Genomic DNA, 22,453 nt, shown 5'->3' with positions numbered 1-22,453 from the left:
TATTTTCTACATCATCTTTCAGACGAAACAGAAAGCATGCTCTTAATCTGAATCTGGGCATCATCCAGACCTTCATCAATTGATTTTTCGCCTTTAATTATCAAATCCATTTCTTTTCCCAGAACAGTGTAAAAACTTGTCCACTGTGTCATAACAGGACGATAAACTCCGCTTTCCAGAGCACGACCTACTGCTTCATACTGAGGAAATTTTGCAAGAACACCGCTGTCACGCAAGCTGGAATAACGACAGGGAACGCCTCCAATATTTACAGAATCCTTCTGTCTCTCAGGCTCCATTAAATAAGAAAGCAGTTTTATTGCATACTCCTTATTCTGACTGTTTGAAGGAATTCCAAGAGTCCATATTCCGTAAACATTCGCATTATATGCAGGACTATCAGCATCTTTTTTTCCGCTCAAGGCTATATAATCCATAGAAGAATTGTTTGTAGGTGTGTACCAGCCAGGCCAGCCGATTCCTATGGCAGCAGATTTATTTGCAATAGCCGCTATCAAATCATTCTTTTTAGCACCACGTCCGGTTTCAATCAAATCAAGATAAAATTTCATTGCCTGCTTAAAAACCGGAGTATTCACTGTAGGCTGATTATTTTCATTAACCACCCAGCCACCAAATGAACGCAGTATAGGAAGAAAATCGACAACAATATTATTCGCTGTATCGCCGCGGAACATAAATCCCAGATTGTGGCGTTTTTTTGTAATTTCACAAATCTTCATAATATCATCAAGAGAATCAATCTGATCCGGAGTGTAGCCTGCTTCCTTTACAAAAAGTCTGTTATACAAAAGGACAGTTACGTTTCCATAATAAGGAACAAGATAAAGCTTTCCATTCTGATAACAGATTGTCTTAGTTGCAGGAATTACATCATTATCAAGGTCATAGCCCATCTGCGTAAGGTCTGCAAGAAGTCCCTTTGAGGCATATTCTGCGACCCAGGAGCCGTCAACCATACACAAATCATAGGAACCTGCAACAATTCCCGCATCAGAAGCAATCCTCTGGTGCAGTTCATCTTCACCAAGTTCAAGAATTGTACAGGAAACATTATTTTCGTTTTCAAAATCTTTTACCTGTGCCTTTATAACATCTGCATAAACACCAGAACGCAAGGCAAGAGTCAGGCTGGCATTTACATCAGCAACCTTAGATTTTTTATTTCCGCAGGATGTCAATAATCCAGCTAAAAGGCAAATTATCAGGTTAATTCTTAGTTTCTTCTTCATAAATAACCTCTCGATTTTCAGTCAGGTAGAATTTCATGGTCTTTTTTACAGCACCAAGGCTTTCTTCAATTTTCCTCAGCGGAATCTGACAAAAATATTCAACTATTTCAGCATCAAGCTGCTTACCTGAAACAAGTTTCAACTCTGCAATTGCCTCTGTGTAGGTCAAAGATGATTTGTAATTTCTTTCCATTGTCAAAGCAGAAAAAGTATCAGCAACAGCAAGAATGCGCGATTCAAGCGGGATTTCAGAACCTTCAAAGTGATAGTATCCTTTTCCATCTACCCGCTCGTGATGATATTTTATCCATTCTGCAATTTTTTCAAACGAAGGAATCTGGTTTAAAATTCTTGCGGCAATTTCCGGATGCTGTCTTAAAATAGCCTTTTCACCATCCTCCAGTTTTCCTCTTTTTATAATGATATCGTAAGGAACGCCAAGCTTTCCAAAATCAAGAAGAAGAGCCGCACAGGCAAGCCGTTTAGGGTTCAGGCGGATTCTATACCGCAGTGGCAGTTCATCATAAAGCAGGAGGGTCAGATTTCTAACATTTATTGTATGGCCTTCAAGATTAGGATCCCAGGCTTCTACAAAACCAATTACAGTTTCAAGAATCTGAGTTCCATACTCTTCTGCCCTCATAAACTGAATGAAAAAAAGGAAAAGTGTAAAACTGAAAACAAGTTCACCGCAATAAAGAAGGATTGCAATTTTTGACTCAGGAATAATTCGTGAAAAAATTAGATAATGCATTATCACGATTCCAATCATCAGAAAGATGACAAAAAATATAATTAGGAATCTTAAACAGTCGTTTTTAAGAAAAACTGTCCTTTTCCAGATCAAAAAATAAATGCAGAGCATCACATTTGCAAACATCAGACAGAATTCAAGAATTATAAGATAGATAGAAAGATTAAACATTATTAACCTCTCTTTTCGTTTATTTCTTCAGTGGCGTAAAAACGAATCTGATTTTTGCCGGCCTTTTTTGCCTCGTACAAAGCGTCGTCAGCATGTTTATAAGCAAGATCAAGATCATCATCATTTACGTTAAGCTCTGTATAACCAATTGAACTCTTTATTCCCTTGCCAGAGCCATCATAATTTGCAATATTAAGTTTCTTCAAAATTTCAGAAAGAACTGCATTTGAAGTCTTATCATCAGCCTTAGTTCTGTACAAAACTATAAATTCATCACCGCCAAGACGACCGGCTAAACCTTCAACATTATTCAAATTCCATTCAGAAATAGATTTTTTATAATGTTCCTCAATTCCCAGAACATCGATTATAGTACGTCCGACAATCTGAATAACCTTATCACCCATCTGATGGCCCATGCTGTCATTAATTTCCTTAAATTCATCAAGGTCAAAAAGGGCAATCCAGATATGAGAGCCGTCATTAAGCTTTAAAATCTGATCTGCAACAGAGAAAAATCGTCCGCGGTTCAAAAGACCAGTCAAAGTATCAAAAGAGGATTTTACTTCCAGCTCCTTCGTAATCTGAATATTTTTCATATAAAGCAGATACTGCTGGATTCTCATTCTGTGGAACATAAAGTGCATTCCTATTGCCAGCGCCTGAACCAGAAGAAGATTAAAAGTATCAATGTGAGCAATTGAAAAAGTCTTAAAACTATAACTAGACCATAGGTAAATGGCACTCAAAGCTCCGGTTACCAGAACCATTCGCAGAATATTGTCTGTATAACTCAGTGTCGTAAGAATCAAAACAATAAGATAGAAAGTTCCCGGGATGTAAGGACGGAATGCCGACACACAAATTCCGTAGGAATACATCATGATAACGTTTATTACAAGGAATTTAAAACTATGCTTTACAGAAAATTTAGGGCAAAGACCGATTACAAGAGCCATTGTTATAGAAGATAAAACATAGCCTCCGTAAATAAAAATATTTTCACGGCTTAAATTAAAAAAATTTAAAAATGAAGCAATAAAATACAGAGAAACAACGCCAAGAAAACACAAATTCATAACCATAATATGATTACGATTTGAGGTCTTAATCATTCCAAGACATTCTTTGTAAGTTTCCTTGTCGTATCCGTAATAAGTTATGCTTTTTCCAGCCATATCATCCTTAGACAAATATCCAATTATTATTTTATCACGGATAACTAAAGACACAAGAAAAAAAAGGATGTTATATAAAAATAATTTCCTTAGACAGGCAGACTGTAAACCTCTTCAACCCCTGTTACCAGGATTCCGCCCATACCCATTTCCAGAGGAAGGGCAATATCCATATCGTAGCGGTCGCCGATTGCAAGACACTTTGAAGGCTGAGTTTTTGTGATTTCGCAGGCCCTCTGAAAAGGTTCAAGCGCCGGTTTAGACTTAAAGCAGGTATCAAGTCCCACGATTTCCGGGAAGAAAGAACTGACTCCAAGAGCATCAAGAGTTTTTCTTGCCGGCAGAACAGGATTATTTGTAACGCAAATAAGCTTGTATTTTTTTTCAAGCTGTTTCATCGTTTCTATCAGTTTTTTATCGCGGGAAAGAAAGTTCTTAGGCTCAAGCAAAGTTTTTCGCCATTCTACGCTCTGTTCGATTGGAATTCCAAAAGATAAAAGGGTGTTTCCCAGGCTGACTTTTTTTCCATCGTTTTTTGCGGCAAAATCTTTTCTATAATTCAAAACTTTTTCGCGGGCTTCATCGGCTGTCATTCCGGTAATGCGGGCGTACTCACGTACCTGACAGTCCACCTGTTCAAAAGCGTAGGCAGCATTTGTATAAAGAGTTGAATCTATGTCAAAGATGATTGTCTTTAAATCTTCCGGGATTTTATAAATTTTCATTGGGACTAAACCTCTTAGTAACTTTTACAATGTGATTAGCCGCGTCATGCAGCCCCCCGTAAACACCCAAACCAAACCAGGCCGCGCATGCGTCTCCCGTAAGCTCGCTGTCCGGGCAGTTGCAGATTTCAAGCGCCATTCCAAGGGCGTCAGCCTTCATCTGCATCCAGCTGTCGTTCTTAGCCTGTCCGCCGGTAACCGTCATGCTGGCTGGAAATTCAATTCCGTTTTCAGCCAGGGCATTTTTCAGCTGCCCTACCGAAGCCTTAACCTGCTCTATAATCTGGCGGATAATTTTTCCGCCCTCGCTCCGGGAATTTTTTAAGGCAGCATCCACAAGCTGGGGATAATCTATTGTTGAACCGCGCTCTTTTTCAAGCCGGTGTTTATATTCTACAAAAATACGGCCGCTTTCCGTACTCAAAACAGAAATGTTCCAGAGACCCGGAATTACAGAAGGTAAAGTACGGGTAGCAGGCGTGAAAACCTGGCGGTCAGTACAGAAATTAAAGCCTTCGCTGGAGCCTGCTCGGTCACAAAGACGGCCAGCCTGCAGGGTGTTTGTCCCGATAAGGGCAACTACAAAGTCAGGGGCACCGCAGAAAACGGGAAGACCTGCTGCAAGTCCCAGGGCAGTGGCTGCAGCCTGGGAAAGTTCCCCTGCCCGCTCTCCAGGGGCAGCAAAACCTGGGAGTTTTCCTGAATCTATTCCGCACGCAAGTGCGGCTTCATCATTCCAGTAAGCCTGCTCAAAACGAGCTTCCGGCAAAATCGTAAGGGCAGTTCCCGTCAGCTGGTAAATAAAATATTCAGGGCCGGAAAAAACGCGGGAAGAAGAAGCGTATTCTTTGGGAAAGCGATTTTTAAGTTCCAGAATGCGGGGCAGGAAGAGAGAGCGGGCGGCGGCAGACGGCACTTTTACTTCGCCAGACTCCCCTCCCAATTTCTCATTCCAGCGGAAAGTCAGCCCGTCATCAAGCACGACAGTAGGGCCCGCGCCGGAAATACAAAGTCCAGCAACAGAAGCCTTTTCTTCCTCACTCAGTTTTCCCACAGTCGCCGCAAGCGCTCCCATCCAAGCCAGCGCAACATATCTGTCATCCGGCTCTGCAAAGCTCTTACGGCATAAAAAAACGGCTTCGCCGTCCGCAGTAAAAAGTCCTGCTTTAAGCGAAGTCGTTCCGATGTCTGCGCAAAGTACAGTTTTCATGGATTTAAGGGCAGATTACTCAGCCTTAGCGTCATCCTTCTTTTCATCCTTTTTGTCAGCTTTTTCTGACGCAGGAGTATTCTGCAGCTTTACGAGTTTTTCTATAATATTGCGGTTATCAAGCAAATCGCTGAGCGACTGATTGTAGTGAACGCGTGTAATTACGTTTGCAAAAAGTCCGCTTACATTTGTGTTGATGAACCATTCACGTTTCAAAAGCTCTTCGTGGTAAACAGCGTTTGTACCGATGATTCTGTAGAAAAGTCCCTTTTCATAAGCTTCATCAAAGAGGTGAATTGCATCACCAGTAAAGAATGGAAGAGAAATTGCACAGATAACCTTTGTAGCTCCCTGCTCTTTCAAGAATCCCATAGCTTTAAGCAAAGTACCACCAGTTCCAAGCATATCATCAGCAAGGAAGGCAACCTTACCTTTTACGTCACCCAAAAGCTTAACAGACTTGATGTTTGTTTCGTTAGCGTTCTGAGTTACGATAGAATAATCGCGCTCCTTGTAAATCATAGCCAGAGGCAATTTCAATCCAGAAGCGTAGAATTTATTTCGGTCAATAGCACCGGTATCAGGCGAAACGATAACCAGATCATCTTTTTTACCGCTCAAGTCAACGATTTTTCCAAGTTCGCGGATAATCTGATAACTTGCATGAAGGTTTTCAAGATTGATTTTTGAGAATGCGTTTACAATTTCGCGAGAGTGAATGTCGAGAGTAATAATGCGGGAAACACCCAGAAGCTCATACATGTGACCAAGCATAGATGCAGTAAGACCTTCGCGGCCCTTCTTCTTATGCTGACGGCTGTAAGGATAAGAAGGTACAACAAGAGTGATTTTTTCAGCTCCTGCCTGACGTACTGCGTCAATTGTAACAAGGAGAGACATTACATGGTCATTCACAGAAAGTGAAACCTTGTTTTTACCGCCATTGAGTGTCAGAACTTCATGATTTTCAACATCCTGGAAGATAAATACATCTTTACCACGGATAGTTTCAAGAAGTTCAGTCTTGAACTCACCATTTGCAAAATAAGTAAACCGAGCATTTACCTTGAATACAGGCGGACGGTACTTATCTGTAGCTCCTCTTATGCACAAATCACTTGTCTGCACATCGTTATGCAGGTTGATATTGCTCACAAGCTCTTCTTTAGTTAGCTCATAACGCTTAGATATAACATCGTTCTTCAAAGTGAAGCGGTGTTTATACATGTGTTTGAGGTGCGTTATGACTTCATCGGCGAAAGCTTCGCCACCAGGACAGGCAACAATCGCAAGACTTGTTGGTTCCGAATAAGGCATTTCAAGACCCCTTTTATATTTAGATAGGAAAACTATACCAAATCTTGCGGTTTTTTACAACATTTACGCCAGTCCTAACACCTACTCGCCTTCCGGGCTCCACTACGTTCGGTCTTACAAACAATGGTATTATAAATATATTAATTAAAAATTGCTCCCGGTCACGAAGCATGGTTCAAAACCGCGCGATATCGCGCTACACGCTGATTGTTGCAAAGAAACTATAATACTGACCGCTTTCGCGGTCACAACAATCAGAGTGTTTTTGAACCACGCTTCGCTCCCTTGCGCAAATTTCACCTTCAACTTTATAATACCATTGTCTACAAGACTGGCTTCGCCACCCTCTACGCTCGGGCGTTATGCCATTTAAAATTAAAAAGGCTGCCCTCCCAAGCTGGAGAACAGCCTCATTATTCATCTTACAAAATTATCTATTTATTCAGTAATTTAGCCAGATCTTCTGCTGTAAAGTGGAAATATTCAGCAACTTTCTTGGCAGGACCAGAAGTACCAAAGTTATCAAGACAGAAGCAGTTTTCTTTAGAAGTGAACTGGAGCCATTCCATAGAAATGCCGGCTTCTGTACAAACAACGCGTTTTGGATTTCCCATAATCTTGTCCTGTTCAGCCTTAGAAAGACCTTCGAACTTCTTCAAGTCTGGAACAGAAACTACACGGATAGCCTTTCCGCTTACAAGCTTTGCAGCATCCAGAGCCATATTTACTTCAGAACCGCTTGCAAGGATTGTGATGTCAGGACTAGCTGAACCTTCCTGTACAACGTAAGCACCCTTTTCTGCCATGTTCTTCTTCCAGTCCTTATCAGCTTTTTCGTAAACTGCAAGAGCCTGGCGGGTAAATGCCATACAAACCGGATGATCTTTAGAAGCGTAAGCAATCTTCCATGCTTCCATAGATTCTTCAGGGTCACCAGGGCGGATTGCCTGAACACCAGGAATAGCGCGCAGAGAAGTCATTGTTTCGATTGGCTGATGTGTAGGACCGTCTTCTCCAACGTAAATTGAATCGTGTGTAAATACGTAAATTACAGGCTGCTTCATCAAAGAAACAACACGGAGTGACGGGCGGAGGTAATCTGCGAATACAAGGAATGTAGCACAGAATGGGCGAAGACCACCGTGCAGAGAAATACCAGCACAAACAGCAGACATTGCAAACTCGCGGATACCGTATTCAATTGTGCGGCCGGCGCGGTTAGCAGGGCTGAATGTACCATTGTCAGTTGCCTTGAATGCAGTCTTGTTTGGTCCCATAAGGTCAGCAGAACCACCAACAAGGTTTGCAAAACGTGCAGCAATTACGTTCAATGCTTTTCCAGAAGCATCGCGAGTAGCGCATGCGTCTCCAACCTTATATTCAACATCTTTTACAGATGCATCTGTTACGCTGTCTGAATGGTAAGCATCCCAGAGCTTTTTAAGTTCAGGATTTTCTTTTGCCCATGCATCAAATTCAGCATTCCAGTCAGCTTCAGCCTTAGCAAATGCTGCTTTTTTATCTTCAAAATATTTATAAGCTTCAGGAAGAACGTAGAAGTCTTTGTCTGTTGGAAGACCAAGAGTTTTCTTTGCTTCAATAATTCCTTCAGCTCCAAGAGGTGCTCCGTGAACATCAGCTGTTCCCTGTTTTGGAGCACTCTTTCCGATTACAGACTTAAGCATAATCAAAGAAGGCTTGTCTGAGCATTTTTTAGCTTCAGCAACAAGCTTTGCAATGCCTTCTACATCATACATGTCGCCTTTCAAAACCTGCCAGCCGTAAGCTTCGTAGCGTTTTGCAATATCATCAGTAAAAGTAATGTCTGTATTACCGTCAATAGAAATCTTATTCTGATCGTAGAATACGATGAGTTTACCAAGTTTAAGGTTTCCGGCAAGTGAACATGCTTCAGATGCAACACCTTCCTGCAGACAGCCTTCACCTACCAGTGAGTATGTGTAGTGGTCAACGATTGTGTGCTTTGCTGTGTTGAACTTAGCAGCCAGCATGCTTTCTGCAACTGCCATACCAACAGCCATAGAAACGCCCTGTCCAAGAGGACCACCAGTACACTCAACACCGTCTGTATCACCAAATTCAGGGTGTCCAGGACATTTAGAACCAACCTGACGGAAGTTCTTGATATCATCCATGCTTACCTTGTAGCCTGCAAGATGAAGAATGCTGTAAAGAAGCATAGAACCATGACCAGCTGACAATACAAAGCGGTCGCGGTCAGCCCATTTTGAATCAGCAGGGTTGTGCTTCAAAACTTCGCCATACAATACAGCTGCAAGTTCTGCAGCTCCAAGTGGAAGTCCTGGATGTCCAGAATTAGCCTTCTGAATTGCGTCCATAGACAAGCTGCGGATTGATGTTGCCACAGCTTCAATAGTTTTTTTGTCCATATATCACCTCTAAAAAAATGCCGATTAAAATTATTGCCTAAGCCACTCCGCGGATAATTGCCGCAAGTCTTTCTTCGCCGGTTTTTCTTTCCAGCGCAAGCTTAAATTTAGAATTATTAAAAAGCCCTGCAAGTTTTGAAAGCACAGAAAGATGAGTCTGTGTACTTGATGCAAGCAGAACAAACATTACAGAAACAGGTCTTCCGTCAATAGCCTTCATATCAATAGGATTTTTAAGATAAACAACACAGATTGCTTCGGAATCTTCAGAATTCAAAACAGGGGTTCTTGTGTGAGGAAGTGCAATTCCGTTTCCTACAGCAGTAGTTAAAACCTGTTCACGTTCACAAAGCGACTTATAAACTACTTCAGGGTCAGTTCCCGCCGGAAGTTTTACAAGCTTAGTAACCTTTGAATAAACTTCCTGTGGATTTTTACCTTCAAGCTCAAAAACTCCACCACGGTGAATCATGTCTGCAATATCAACAGCTGCACCCATACTTTTCTCCTACTCTACTAATCCGAATCCTTTATATTTATTACTTTCCAGCGCCGCCTTCAGCGTATATACAATATCCTCAAACGTTTCTTCCATACCGCTAAGAGAAAGTGCAACATCATCAATTGGAAATTGTTCGCGCAAGACAAGATTTTCAACATCTTCTAATAAATGAACCACATGACTGAAAAGCTGCGATAAAATTACAAGTTCCTGCTGGGGGAAATCCGATACAGAAACATTTGAACCTGCAATATCACAGACAAGCTCATTTACGTTTGAAAAAAGCTTAAGCATCCGCTTTCGGATTGGCGCAATTCCAAAATCCGAAAACTGGTTATAATCTTTTTCTATTATATCATGGCGTTTTTCCATGTTCAACATGAGCAGATTTCTCTCTTCAGAATTGAGATGAAGACTGCCCGGGAAAACCACAGAAACAAGTTCCGAAAGTTCCCGTTTTTTCTTTGCCTTAAGGTTATCCCAGATAAAATCTTCCAGATAGGCATCTATTACCTGAGGAGTAAAAGTTATGCTCATCTCAGAAAGCAGAAGGTCGCTGGAAAAAGACTGATTCCATTTACCGATGTAAGGAACATCCTCTCCCGTACGCCAGATTCGGGTTTCCACCCCGTAAGGTGAAAATCCGATTTTTGTAGTATGCTTCAAAAATTCTTCAGAGGAACCGCAGTTTTTAATGCAAAGCTCTTCCTGATGCTCCAGATACAAGAAAGCAAGCTGTTCTTCTATTGAACCTGCAGGGCCGTTTTTATCAAAACTCTGCAAAAGTCCGTTTTCAAAATCAGTGTACCAGTTTTCACGCTCTATTGAAGCGCTGGAAATAATCATTTCATCCTGAGAGCCCGGCAAAACCGACATTTCAACAATGCATTCTGCCCAGTCTATTACGCGGCAAAGAATTCTGTCACCGAATTTTATCCCTTTTTCGCCCGCAATTTTTTCAAGCGGCCAGGAAGTAAGGGTAACTTCAGTCGGCAGGGAAAACTGAACAGAAGAAAGTGAAACTTCCTTATTTGCCTTGTCATTCACAACGTATGGAATTACGTAGCCTTCACCATAAAGGGCAAAGGTATCAAGTGCAAAGTTCATTGTAAAAGTGGCGCTTCCCTTTTCGATAATTTTTGAGTTTACATAAACCTGAATTTCATCCGGCGGAATTTCAGGATTTACAAAAGGCATGCAGCGGTGGCCCAGAATAATCTGTCCCTTTTCGATTTCTTCTTTACTTGGCTTAAAACTGAACCAGCGGCCTTCAAAAACGCCTGCGCGGGTTACATACTGATTGTTTATAAGAGGAAAAACTAAATCTGAAGAATGAAGCAGTGTATGAATTTCTGTTTTTGTCGCCTTTATGCCATTTGATTTTAAATAATGATAAAAATCGTCAACAGTAAAAACATCACACTGAGAACAGAGATAAGAATTTATAACTTGTGTGTAATTAAAATCAATCATTGTCGCGGAGTATTATACAAGGCAAACGGATTTATAACAATTACACACAAAAAATTTGCTGACTAAATTACGCGAACGTCAATCAGTTCTGCGTTTGATTCAGCCAGAATAGATTTCATGGCATCGATAGAAATATCAGTAGCCTTTACAGTTACACGTCGGGTTCCCTGCTTTTCTGATTCGCGGGTAACGATTGCGATTACGTTTCCTTTTGCTTCTGCAACCTTTGCCGCAAAACATGCAAGCTCGCCAGGTTTATCCTGCATATAGAAATTGGCGCGGACACCCTTGTAGCGGGCGCCGAACATATTTGTAAAGAGCTGGAAGAGGTCACTTTCAGTAACAATTCCAACGACTACATCATTTTCAACAACGGGCACACAACCGATTTCGTTATCAATCATCAGCCTTGCAGCTTCTTCTACAACTTCATTTTCGCTTACGGTAAGTACTTTTTTAGTCATGCACTTTCCGCAAGTCAATTTAGAAAGCAGATAGCTGATTTCGTACATATCAAGAGTTGTAGCATCCGAAGGGGAAGCCTTTGCAATATCATTTTTAGTGATAATTCCAACCAGTCGTTTTGAACTGTTCAGAACAGGAAGTTTTCCAAAGTTGTGTTTCACCATCAGCTGTTTTGCTTCAGTAATCGGTGTACTTTCTTCAACATAAACAGGATTTTTTGTCATCACGTCTTTGATAATCATATCAGGCCTCCTAATTGACGCAGGGGCTATCCGCCCAGGTATGCAGACTTAACGGCAGGGTCAGAAATCAAATCCTGAGCATTACCGCTTTTTGTAATTTCTCCTGTTTCTAGTATATACCCTCTATTCGCAATTGACAAAGCTTTAAATGCATTCTGTTCAACTAAAAGAATAGTTGTGCCAGCCTGATTGATTTTCTGCACAATATTAAAGATTTCATCAACAAAAATCGGAGCAAGCCCCATACTAGGCTCGTCCAGAAGCAAAAGCTGAGGCTGAGCCATAAGGGCGCGTCCCATTGCCAGCATCTGAAGTTCACCACCGGACAAAGTACCTGCGCTCTGGCGGATACGTTCCTTAAGACGAGGGAAGTATTCAAAAACCATTTCCTGATCGCGGACAATCTGCTCTTTGTCGTTACGCAAAAAAGCGCCAAGTTCAAGGTTTTCTTTTACAGAAAGATTTAAGAAAATGCGGCGTCCCTCTGGCACCTGAATAAGATTACGGGTTACGATTTTATCGGCAGCAAGATTTGTAATGTCTTCGCCGTTAAAAGTAATTGTTCCACTCTGCTTTTTAATCAGGTTGGAAATAGAATGAAGGGTTGTAGTTTTACCGGCACCGTTACTTCCAATCAGGGTGATGATTTCGCCCTTTTCTACATTAAAAGAAATATTTTTCAGGGCTCGAATTGAACCGTAATTTACACTTAAGTTTTCTACTTTTAACATGCTCCAGCCTCACTTCCCAAATAAGCTTTAATTACATCAGGATTTTTCTTAATCTCATCCGGAGTACCTTCCGCAATAATACGGCCGTAGTTCAAAACCATAATTCGCTCGCAGATATTCATTACAAACTTCATGTCGTGCTCAATCAAAAGAACAGTCAGATTAAATTCCCTGCGGATAAGCTCAATCATCTGGCGGAGCTCTTCAGTTTCCTGAGGGTTCATTCCAGCAGCAGGCTCATCCAGCAAAAGAAGTTTAGGATTTGAAGCAAGGGCACGGGCAATTTCAAGCTTTCTCTGCTCACCGTAAGGCAGGTTCTTTGCAAGCTCATTTTTCTTAGAAGAAAGCTTCAAAATTGCAAGCAGCTGATCAACCTTCTGGTCCATAAGCTGCTCATCACGGCGGAACTTAGGCAGGCGAAGCAGAACATCAATAGGATTTACAATTCTCTGATTATGAAGGGCAATGCGAACATTATCAGCAACAGTCTGAGAATTAAAGAGACGGATGTTCTGGAAAGTTCGGGCAACTCCCAGCTTATTCAACTGAGCCGGAGATTTTTTATTTGTAACACGAACCTTATTGTTTCTGTCCCAGAAAGTAATCTGTCCGCTGGTTGGAGTATAAACTCCGCTCAGCATATTAAATACAGTAGTTTTACCGGCTCCGTTAGGACCAATCAAACCAATTAATTCTCCTTCTTTAAGGTCGCAGGAAAAATTAGCAACCGCAGTAAGTCCGCCAAAAACAATAGAAATGTCTGCCGCCTGGAGAACCGATTTTCTTTCTTCACTCATTATTTGCCTCCCTCTACAGCAGCTTTCTCAGCACGCTTTGAAAATACTTTTTTAAGTCCGCCAGCCTTAAGCCAGTCAAAGAAGCCTACAAAAGAGAACTCTTTGAATCCGAGCAAGCCCTGAGGGCGGAAAAGCATTACGATAATCAGAATTACAGGATAAATCAAAAGCCTGAAGTTCTTTAAGAAGCGGAGGAATTCCTGCAGGTAAGTCAAAACAAAGGCTGCAAGAACAGAACCGGTAGTAGACCCCATACCGCCAAGAACAACGTAAATCAGATAGTTGATGGAGTTGTTAAAAGAAGCCTGTTCAGGTTTTACAAAGCCAATGAGCGAAACGTAAAGGCCGCCGCCAATTCCTGCTACAAAAGAAGCAATTACAAATCCAATCATCTTATATTTGAAAATTGGAATACCAGAGCTGTTTGCCGCAATTTCATCATCACGGACAGCAAGAATTGCACGGCCGTAGGTAGAACGGATAAAGTTCTGAATCAAAACAATCAGTAAAATCAGCGTTCCAATAATGCAGAAAAAGGCAAGATTAGCATCAAAAGCCATCATAGTTGTAAACTGCTTACCGTTTGGACCGCCTGTAAGAACCTTAAGGTTTACTAAAACTACGCGGATAATCTCGCCAAAGCCCAGAGTTACAATTGCAAGATAGTCGCCGTCCAGCTTCAAAGTAGGGAAACCAATCAGGAAGCCAAAGAAGGCTGTAATTAAAGCCGCAATGATAATGCTTACGCTGAGGGGAAGCCCTGCAGTTTCGTTCAATAAAATAGTAGAATAACATCCGATAGCCATAAAACCAGCCTGACCAAGCGAAAGCTGACCGGTAATACCGCAGATGATATTTACGCTCAAAGCCATAATTGCATTAATGCCGGCAAGGTTGATAATCTGAGCCTTATAAGCGTCAATAATCTCAAACTTAATCAAAAGAGAGGGAATAAAAAGCGCCGCAAGTGCAAAGCAGGCAAGAATTATAGTACTTCTAACAAACTTATTTTTCATATCCCGCCCCCTTACACCTTTACAGTTCTCTTAGAACCAAACAAACCGGTTGGTTTTACAAGAAGAATAACAATCAGAATTGCAAAAGAAATTGCATCAGCATACTGAGAAGAAATAAATCCCTTAGTCAAAGTTTCTGCAATTCCCAGAATTACACCGCCGACCATGGCACCAGGAATAGAACCGATACCGCCAAGAACAGCCGCAACAAAGGCCTTAAGACCAGGCATATAACCCATCATAGGGTCAATCTGAGGATAGGCAGTTGCATACAAAACACCGCCGGCACCAGCCAGAACCGAACCGATAACAAAAGTAATCGCAATAGTTTTATTAACGCTGATACCCATAAGGCTTGAAGCACCCATATCAAAAGAAACGGCGCGCATAGCCTTACCGGTTTTTGTGTAGTTTACAAGAATATTAAGGGCAACCATCAGCAGGGCAGAAGAAATAATTACAATCAGCTGAAGGTTAGAAATAGAAACCACGCCAAGTGAATAGTTCAAAAGAGGCATTGTAGGATACTGGCGAGGGTTAGGTCCAACAAAAGGAAGAACTCGCATTACGTTCTGCAAAATAAGTTCAACCGCAATCGCAGTAATAAGTGAGTTCAGGCGAGGCGCATTACGAAGCGGACGATAGGCAAAACGTTCAATAACAAGAGAAAAAAGTCCGCAGAAAATCATGGCCGCAAGGAATGCGCAGGTCATACCAGCCACGTTAGCTCCCATTGCACGCAAAACAAAATAGCCGGCATAAGCGCCAAGCATCATAACATCACCATGTGCAAAGTTGATAAGCTTTACAATACCATAAACCATTGTGTAGCCCAAAGCAATCAGGGCATAAATACTTCCAAGTGATAATCCGTTGATTAATTGCTGTAAAAACATACTAGCTCCGTCCAACGTTATCCTCCATTAAAAAAAACGATTTTACAAAAAAAATGCGGAATGCCTGGTTCAAAATCGGACACCATCGCCTTCCGCTCATAATTTTAGTTTATAAAATTCAGTTTTTCGTGTCAATTAAGTAATTAAGTATTTTTAAATATTATTGGAAGATATGAAGGCGACACTTTCATTTTCAAACTTTTAGTCCTATAATTAACATATGAAGTTTATTTTCCTAGGTACAGGCACAAGTCATGGAATTCCGGTTATCGGCTGCGACTGCAAGGTTTGCAAATCAAGTGATCCGCACGACAGGCGTTATAGATGCTCAGCTTACGTTACAACTAACGACAGCAAGCACATTCTGATTGACTGTGGCCCGGAATTCCGTCTGCAGGCCCTGGAAAATAATATCCGCGAAGTTGACGCTGTTCTTCTGACACACTCTCACGCCGACCATCTTCACGGGCTCGACGACCTCCGCATTTTCTCAACTGCTTTTTCACACAAAGTCACAAATCCAAAAGCCATCGAGCAGATGAAAAAGCCGCCTATTCCAATTTACACAAATCAGAACACGCTTAAGGATGTGAAAGTCCGCTTTGATTATGTTTTCCGTACCCACAAACAGGGAGGCGGAGTCGCAAAAATCCAACTTTTTGCCCCGGAATCAAGCTTTAATATTGGAGATACCCAAATCACTCCAATTCCTATGATGCATGGTTCCCTTCCCGTTACAGGCTGGCTGCTTTCAGAAAGCCAGAACGACGGCAGCAAAAAATCCATAGCCTATCTTACAGATTTGAATTATATTTCAGATTCTTCCATTAAATTGATAAATGAAAAGTGCGGAAAGCTCGTTCACCTTGTAATAGACGGACTTCGAGTAAAAGAGCATTCAACCCACTTTACGATTTTAGAGGCCATGCAGTGCGCTGCAAAAATCCCTGCTGAACACGTCTGGATGACCCATATTACCCACGAAAACAGCCACGAAGAAATTATTGAATATATAAAAGAACAGCTTCCGAACGTGCCGGGCTTAAAAAACTGCAAATCCGTTCTTCCCGCTTACGACAGGCTGGAAATTGAGATTTAGCCACGACACTCCGTTAAATAAAAAAAACCGCCCTTAATTCAGGACGGCTTTCAAGCGTTTAATAGACACAAATTCAAACTATTTGTTTTCTACCTGAGCTTCTTTTGGAACTCTTACTTTCTTTGTAACAAAACCAGCATTCAAGCAGTTCATGCAGATTTTGATTGTGCGCACAGTTCCGTTTCCAAGGTCAGCTCTGATAGTATGAAGATTTGGTCTCCAAGTTCTGCGTGTATGGTTATAAGATTTACTTACTTTATTTCCAGACATAACGCCTTTTCCGCAAACATCACACATTCTAGACATAATCTATTTCCTTCCTTACAATGAAATTCAGATTAAAAAGTAGTTTAAAAACTATATAGAAATTAAAAAATATAGTCAATAGACCAAATCTTTATTATCAAAAAGACCGGTTCTACTCCTCATCTTTTGAGCTTTTCTTACCCTTTTCAATCTTTCCTTCAACAAATTTTCCCAGAAGATTCTTCAAATCAATTCCAAGAGTTTCTCCAAGACTTTCAGAAATCTGAGTTACATTTGTCATAATATCTTTTGTCAGCTTTGACGAATCGCCGCCGTACATATAAATCTTATCAACATTCTGATAAGCCATGCCGGAAGCCTCAGCAATCTTTGGAAGCTGCTCAAAGTAAACTTTAAGGGCATCCAGCTGCATCTGCTGCTTAGCGGCGTCACCGTACTCTTTAAGCGCCTCGGCCTTTTCGCGCATACCGTCAGCCTCAGCAACAAGCTTTGCCTTTACAGCGGCGGCCTCTGCTTCACCCTGAGCCTGAATTGCCTCTGCAAGAGCCTTCTTACCGGCAGCTTCGTTTTCCATGGCGATTTTTTCAGCTTCTGCTTTTTTCTGGCGGGTAAATGCTTCAGCTTCTGCCTGACGCTGAATTTCAAATGCTTCAGCCTCAGCCTTTTTCTGGCGAGAATAAAGCTCAGCATCAGCCTTCTGCTGTGCCGCAAACTTTTCAGCCTCGGCAGTTTTCTTTACCTCAGCATCAAGAGCCTTTTCCTTAATGGAAACTTCCTTCTCCTGAATTTCAATCTGCTTTTCCTGGCGGGCAATATTTGCATCAGCGGCTTTGATTTCAAGCACCTTACGCTGATTTTCAGTTTCAATTCCTTTAGCAGCTTCAGCCTTTGCAGCTTCAGTATCTGCCTGCAGCTGTAAAGAAGCGCGTTTAATAGCAAGGTCAGTCTGCTTCTGGGCAATTTCAAGTTCAGCAGCAACGCGGGCATCATTTGCATCCTTATCAGCCTGAGCCTGGGCAATTTTTACTTCAGCTTCTGCAGCGGCCTTTGCCTTAGCGGCATCCTTAGAAATGGCAACAGTATTTTCAATACCAAGATTATTGATTACGCCGTTATCATCCTTAAAGTTCTGAATGTTGAAAGTTGTAAGTTCAAGACCAAGGTCAAAAAGATTTGGCTTAACGTTTTCAACAACCTTTTCAGAAAGAACCTTTTTATCACCCTGAATCAAATCCTTAAGCTTAATCTGAGAAATGATTTCACGGATATTACCTTCCAGAACAGGAGTTACTACCATAGCAATATCAGCTGTCGAATAACCGATAAACTTAGCGGCAGCCTTTTTCATTGTTTCAGGATCCTGAGAAACCGCGATATTTGCTACGGCATCAACCTTAATGTTGATGGCATCCTGAGTCGGAATTGAATCCTTAGAAACAAAATCAACCTGAATATTTTCAAGTGTCATGTAGTCAATTCTCTGAAGGAAAGGAACTACAAAAATTGCCTTACCAGTTACAGTTTTTGAGCCAAAAGGTCCAACTCTGATACCGATTCTATTCTTTGGAACCTTCTTATATGAAATAAAAAAGATTACAAGAACTAGAAAAACAAGAACCATACATAAACTAAATAAAGGTGTCATCTAATTTTCTCCTAATTTTTTGTATAAATATTTTATACCTTTCCTAACGCTTCTCGCAATAGCCGCCAAAAATCCATACCATATAGCACTCTCCCCAGTCATCCCTAGGATCATGAACCTCTGTCAAAATCCATGGAGCAGTTATGCCGTCAATCGTATCCTGCTTTACAGTTTCCGCAAAGGCATTGATTCTGGTATCTTCGTAAATTATAGTACGCTCTGTTGAAGACTGAAAATCATCATCCAAAAAAGAAATGGCTACTTCAGCTGCTTCAACATCAGGATAATACCTCATTCTGACATTTGCTGTTGTATAATACTCAGCATCAAGGTCATCAGGATCTTTAGGATATTTTATTACATCCTCTCCCTCATAAGTATACACCTGGCCGGCAGGACTAGGTTTTCTTGACCAATAGCCCATATAATCATAATCATCACATCTTTCGTTATAAAGCAAGCCTATATTATTAAAATTCGCTTCTTCCGGTTTAATTGTACAGATCTTTGGATAAATTCTGTCATTAAATTCACGTTCATAATAATTCATCTGATCATTTGTAAAAATATCTGAAAGATGAAGAACGCAGCCTTCCGGACTATAGGTAATATAATAAGTTCCACGGTAAGAGCCATCATGACGTCCAGGGCTTGCACTATAATAATTATCATTAGAAAAACTAAGAGAATAAACATCTAAACTTGAAAAAACTTCACAGTTAACATAAAGTTTTGCCTTCTCTTCTGCTGTTTTTTCGTAAGTATCAATACCTTCTGCGTATATTGAACTTTTTCCCGGTAATGCAGCCACATCATCAATGTTCAGATCACAGACAAATACGGTGGCGGAAGTTACCTTTGAGTCATATGAATATGCAATAATTCCAGCCTTGCTTCTATCATCACTTATAACAATGTCTCTGAAGTTAAAGACGTCATTATAAATTTTCTCTTCTTTATCCCAGCTATAATAAAACGGATTTTCAATTTTTAATAATTCCATTGTTGACAGTCTGAAGAAATAAATACCCGAAAGAATATTATCATCTCTTGAAACACAATATAAAACTAAATCTTTTTCAGGAATAATTGCATAACCGTGATAATGATCGGCAGCTGAAACTTGCCAGACGCCTTGTTTATTCATAATGTCTTCTTCGAGTTCGCTATAAAAATCCCTTTTATGATACAGCCATTCTGATTTTGTGAGCCTGTTACACCAGCTTGAATCCAGAATATAAACAACAGCATCTACATCCCATCTGTTATTTGCTGCAAATCTATAGCAGATTTTTTTCCCGTCTTTACTAAGCCTCAAGTCACTTAAAGTTGCATACTCAGGGAATGGACGTCCATACTCTTTTACTGTTCTTTTTTCTATATTCAAAGCTTTCAAACTCAAGTCACTTACAAAAAAAACTGAATTACCGTCAGCAGAAAAACAGCAGATATCGTCACTTGAATCGGCATGCTCATATAGAACAGTACCTATTGCTTTTGCAGACTCAACATCAATAACATAAAGGTCACCAAAACTGTGAGCCGCCCATTCTTTTATACCAACCCTTTTACCGTCCGGGCTAAAGGCAACAGAATCATAACCATAAACTGAAAAACGCTTTTGAAAAGACGGTTTTGCTTCCGGCGTCTTCACGACAAAAAGATTTTTAGCAAGAGTCCAGCCTTCTGTTCCGTTTTCATTACAAACTTTTACCCAGAGGTTTTCCGGTCTATATTTCCCAGCTGTTTGGCCATAAAGAAATTCACAATCATTATTCATACCAAAGTATGTAACATAAAGTTTGTCGCCTGGTAAAAGATTAAAGTCATATTTATCAAAATATTCATTTGGAGTGATATAAAAATCCATTTCTTCCTTTACCGTAACAATTGCTCCAAGCGGCAGAATTTCTGAATACAGAAATTCTGTAATACAAGGAAGGCTTTCCGGATCATTGATATCATACTCTTTTTTATACTCAAGCTGCTCGTGTTCTTCATCACATAATTTAATTTCAAGCTGCTCCAGCTGATATAAATACTCAGGATTCACTTCTTTTGATTCTTTACTTTTTACAACCTCAGACTCACCCTTATTTCCACAAGCTGTAAAAAGAAGCGCCACAACCCCAATAAGGGCAAGATAATAGTTTTTTTCATTTTTTCCTCTCTTTTTATATCTATTTTCCATATTGATTTTCAATTTCTCTAATCTGGTCGCGTATAGCCGCTGCCTGCTCGTATTCCATGCGGTCGGCACAGTCGCTCATCTGCTTTGTAAGGGCCTTAATCAGCTTTTTGCGTTCGCCCGGATTAAAGAGGTTGGCAGATTTTTTGAGTACCTCCACATTCATACGGGCATCTTCGTCGGCATCAGTTTTTTCGTGAACAAGAATATCCTGAACGGCCTTTTTGATTGTCTTAGGCGTAATTCCGTGTTCCTTGTTGTAAGCCATCTGAACTTCGCGGCGGTGGGCAGTCTCCTTGATTGCGGCTTCCATTGCAGGGCTTTTGTGGTCGGCATACATCACAACCTTGCCTTCCGCATTTCGCGCCGCACGCCCAATTATCTGAATCAGCGAAGTTTCCGAGCGCAAAAATCCGATTTTATCTGCATCAAGGATGGCAATAAAGCTGACTTCCGGAAGGTCAATTCCCTCTCGCAAAAGGTTAATTCCAATCAGAACGTCAATTTCGCCCTCGCGCAAGGATTTCAAAATCTCCACGCGCTCAAAAGTGTCAATTTCCGAATGAATATATTTTACCTTTAAGTCCAGCTCGGTAAGATAATCCGTCAAATCCTCCGCCATCTTTTTAGTCAAAGTAAGGACAAGACTGCGCTCCTGGCGGGCAATACGGTCTTTAATTTCGCGGTAAATGTCTTCCATCTGACCTTCGCTAGGGCGCACTTCAATTTCCGGGTCAAGAAGACCAGTCGGACGGATAAGCTGCTCAACAACCTGGGTACTCTGCTTGATTTCATCAGGACGGGGAGTTGCCGTAACGTAAATCACCTGATTGATTTTTGCGTCAAACTCCTCTTTTTTAAGCGGGCGGTTATCAAGGGCACTCGGCAGACGGAAACCAAAATCAATAAGATTCTGCTTGCGGCTGCGGTCGCCTTCGTACATTGCTCCAATCTGAGGAACAGAAACGTGGGCCTCATCAATCATGCACAAAAAATCATCCGGAAAGTAATGCAAAAGTGTTGCAGGCGGCTGTCCCCGGCTACGCCCCGAAATCGGGCCCGAATAATTTTCAATTCCCGGGCAGGTTCCCATTTCCTTAAGCATTTCAATATCGTAAGTCGTGCGGGTTTTAAGACGCTCAGCTTCAAGCATTTTACCGGCGGCACGGAACTCTTCAACACGCTCTTCCATTTCCTTCTGGATTCGGTCGCAGGATTCAAGAAGTTTATCATGAGGCACAACGAAGTGCTTTGCCGGGTAAAAAACAGTTTCATCAAGTTCTTCAAGAAGGCTGCGGTTGAGAACATCAAAGCGGCGGATTTTTGCAACTTCGTCCCAGTCAAGCTCAATACGGTAAGCGGCTTCAGTTTCCATGTAAGGCGGAAAGACTTCTATAACGTCCCCTTTAATGCGGAAGTTCCCCCTGTCCAGCACATCATCATTGCGCGAATACTGCAGAGCAATCAGCTGCTCGGCAAATTTCTTTACGTTCAGCACCTGCCCCTTTTCCACATGAACCCGCATTTCCTTGTACAAGTCAGGCATACCAAGACCGTAAATACAGGAAACGGTTGCAACTACAATTACATCCCGGCGCTCCATAAGGCTGTAGGTGGCACTAAGACGAAGCTGGTCAATTTCCTTGTTGATGTCGCAGTCTTTTTCGATATAAAGGTCGCGGGCAGCTACATAAGCTTCCGGCTGGTAGTAGTCGTAGTAAGAAACAAAATATTCAACTGCGTTATTAGGAAAAAATGATTTGAACTCGCGGTAAAGCTGGGCGCTCAAGGTTTTATTGTGGCTCAAAATCAAAGTAGGTCGCTGAACCTTTTCAATAATTTTTGCCATGGTAAAAGTTTTTCCCGAACCGGTTACCCCCTTAAGAGTCTGATACTTATCGCCCCGCAAAAATCCCTCAGCAAGCTTTTCAATCGCCTGCCCCTGGTCGCCGCTTGGCTGAAAGGGAGAAACAACTTCAAATGGACGCATTTTTCCTCCAAATAAGGTTTCAGGTTATAGGACAGGAGGGCGGAGCCCCGCCCTACGCTCGCACTTCGTTGCTCGCTACCCACCCTGCGGGCTCAATCGCCGCCCGCAACGCCTGCTTAAATC

Annotated in this window: 19 protein-coding genes; 1 reads left to right on the top strand and 18 read right to left on the bottom strand. The window is 41.4% G+C overall.

Going from position 1 to position 22,453, the window contains the following annotated elements; all coding sequences use genetic code 11:
- Positions 1–11 precede the first annotated feature (11 nt).
- From T530_RS0105645 to T530_RS0105580, 14 genes are all read right to left on the bottom strand, one after another.
- Positions 12–1,253: an extracellular solute-binding protein gene (locus tag T530_RS0105645; protein WP_038073816.1), complete on the bottom strand. Its 1,242-nt coding sequence runs from the start codon at positions 1,251–1,253 to the stop codon at positions 12–14.
- Positions 1,231–2,007: an HD-GYP domain-containing protein gene (locus T530_RS13640; protein ID WP_197018247.1), complete on the bottom strand. Its 777-nt coding sequence runs from the start codon at positions 2,005–2,007 to the stop codon at positions 1,231–1,233. The genes T530_RS0105645 and T530_RS13640 overlap by 23 nt, the downstream gene beginning before the upstream one ends.
- Before the next feature lie 173 nt (positions 2,008–2,180).
- A complete protein-coding gene (locus tag T530_RS0105635) occupies positions 2,181–3,371 on the bottom strand; it encodes a GGDEF domain-containing protein (RefSeq protein ID WP_156011548.1) in 1,191 nt (396 codons plus the stop codon).
- Positions 3,372–3,445: 74 nt separating this feature from the next.
- Entirely contained in the window at positions 3,446–4,081 is a 636-nt protein-coding gene (locus T530_RS0105630; RefSeq protein ID WP_027728168.1) for an HAD family hydrolase, read from the bottom strand.
- The gene (locus tag T530_RS0105625) at positions 4,068–5,291 is read right to left on the bottom strand and encodes an FGGY-family carbohydrate kinase (protein ID WP_027728167.1); all 1,224 of its coding nucleotides are present in this window, start codon (positions 5,289–5,291) and stop codon (positions 4,068–4,070) included. The genes T530_RS0105630 and T530_RS0105625 overlap by 14 nt, the downstream gene beginning before the upstream one ends.
- Before the next feature lie 15 nt (positions 5,292–5,306).
- Positions 5,307–6,608 carry a ribose-phosphate diphosphokinase gene (gene prs / locus T530_RS0105620; protein ID WP_027728166.1) on the bottom strand — a complete coding sequence of 434 codons (1,302 nt, stop codon included), beginning with the start codon at positions 6,606–6,608 and terminating at the stop codon, positions 5,307–5,309.
- 434 nt (positions 6,609–7,042) lie between these two features.
- Positions 7,043–9,019, bottom strand: coding sequence for a transketolase (gene tkt / locus T530_RS0105615; RefSeq protein ID WP_027728165.1), 1,977 nt, complete (start codon positions 9,017–9,019; stop codon positions 7,043–7,045).
- A 37-nt stretch (positions 9,020–9,056) separates the two neighbouring features.
- Positions 9,057–9,518 carry a PTS sugar transporter subunit IIA gene (locus T530_RS13635; RefSeq protein WP_051537846.1) on the bottom strand — a complete coding sequence of 154 codons (462 nt, stop codon included), beginning with the start codon at positions 9,516–9,518 and terminating at the stop codon, positions 9,057–9,059.
- 9 nt (positions 9,519–9,527) lie between these two features.
- The gene (locus tag T530_RS0105605) at positions 9,528–10,994 is read right to left on the bottom strand and encodes a hypothetical protein (protein WP_027728164.1); all 1,467 of its coding nucleotides are present in this window, start codon (positions 10,992–10,994) and stop codon (positions 9,528–9,530) included.
- A 62-nt stretch (positions 10,995–11,056) separates the two neighbouring features.
- Entirely contained in the window at positions 11,057–11,701 is a 645-nt protein-coding gene (locus T530_RS0105600) for a CBS domain-containing protein (RefSeq protein ID WP_027728163.1), read from the bottom strand.
- Positions 11,702–11,727: 26 nt separating this feature from the next.
- Positions 11,728–12,432, bottom strand: a complete 705-nt coding sequence (locus tag T530_RS0105595) for an ABC transporter ATP-binding protein (protein ID WP_027728162.1) — start codon at positions 12,430–12,432, stop codon at positions 11,728–11,730.
- Positions 12,426–13,229, bottom strand: coding sequence for an ABC transporter ATP-binding protein (locus T530_RS0105590; protein WP_027728161.1), 804 nt, complete (start codon positions 13,227–13,229; stop codon positions 12,426–12,428). Before T530_RS0105590 ends, T530_RS0105595 begins: the two co-directional genes overlap by 7 nt.
- Positions 13,229–14,245: a branched-chain amino acid ABC transporter permease gene (locus tag T530_RS13630; RefSeq protein WP_038073813.1), complete on the bottom strand. Its 1,017-nt coding sequence runs from the start codon at positions 14,243–14,245 to the stop codon at positions 13,229–13,231. Before T530_RS13630 ends, T530_RS0105590 begins: the two co-directional genes overlap by 1 nt.
- An 11-nt stretch (positions 14,246–14,256) precedes the next feature.
- A complete protein-coding gene (locus tag T530_RS0105580; RefSeq protein ID WP_038073810.1) occupies positions 14,257–15,141 on the bottom strand; it encodes a branched-chain amino acid ABC transporter permease in 885 nt (294 codons plus the stop codon).
- A 220-nt stretch (positions 15,142–15,361) separates the two neighbouring features.
- On the opposite strand from T530_RS0105580, the gene T530_RS13625 reads away from it, so the two are divergent.
- Positions 15,362–16,240 (top strand): MBL fold metallo-hydrolase, encoded by an 879-nt coding sequence (locus T530_RS13625; protein WP_038073806.1) that lies wholly within the window; start codon positions 15,362–15,364, stop codon positions 16,238–16,240.
- 78 nt (positions 16,241–16,318) lie between these two features.
- Here T530_RS13625 and rpmB read toward each other — a convergent pair whose 3' ends face one another.
- The 4 genes from rpmB to uvrB all read right to left on the bottom strand — a co-directional run bounded on the left by rpmB (position 16,319) and on the right by uvrB (position 22,330).
- Positions 16,319–16,546, bottom strand: a complete 228-nt coding sequence (rpmB, locus tag T530_RS0105570) for a 50S ribosomal protein L28 (RefSeq protein WP_009103891.1) — start codon at positions 16,544–16,546, stop codon at positions 16,319–16,321.
- A gap of 112 nt (positions 16,547–16,658) precedes the next feature.
- Positions 16,659–18,152, bottom strand: coding sequence for a flotillin family protein (locus T530_RS13620; RefSeq protein ID WP_051537845.1), 1,494 nt, complete (start codon positions 18,150–18,152; stop codon positions 16,659–16,661).
- A gap of 43 nt (positions 18,153–18,195) precedes the next feature.
- The gene (locus T530_RS0105560; RefSeq protein ID WP_027728159.1) at positions 18,196–20,343 is read right to left on the bottom strand and encodes a hypothetical protein; all 2,148 of its coding nucleotides are present in this window, start codon (positions 20,341–20,343) and stop codon (positions 18,196–18,198) included.
- Entirely contained in the window at positions 20,333–22,330 is a 1,998-nt protein-coding gene (gene uvrB, locus T530_RS0105555) for an excinuclease ABC subunit UvrB (RefSeq protein ID WP_027728158.1), read from the bottom strand. The genes T530_RS0105560 and uvrB overlap by 11 nt, the downstream gene beginning before the upstream one ends.
- Positions 22,331–22,453: the final 123 nt, after the last annotated feature.

This window comes from Treponema sp. C6A8 (assembly GCF_000619925.1).
GTDB lineage: Bacteria > Spirochaetota > Spirochaetia > Treponematales > Treponemataceae > Treponema_D.
The sequence above is the reverse complement of the archived record's forward strand: the minus strand, read 5'-3'. Positions and strand labels throughout refer to the sequence as shown.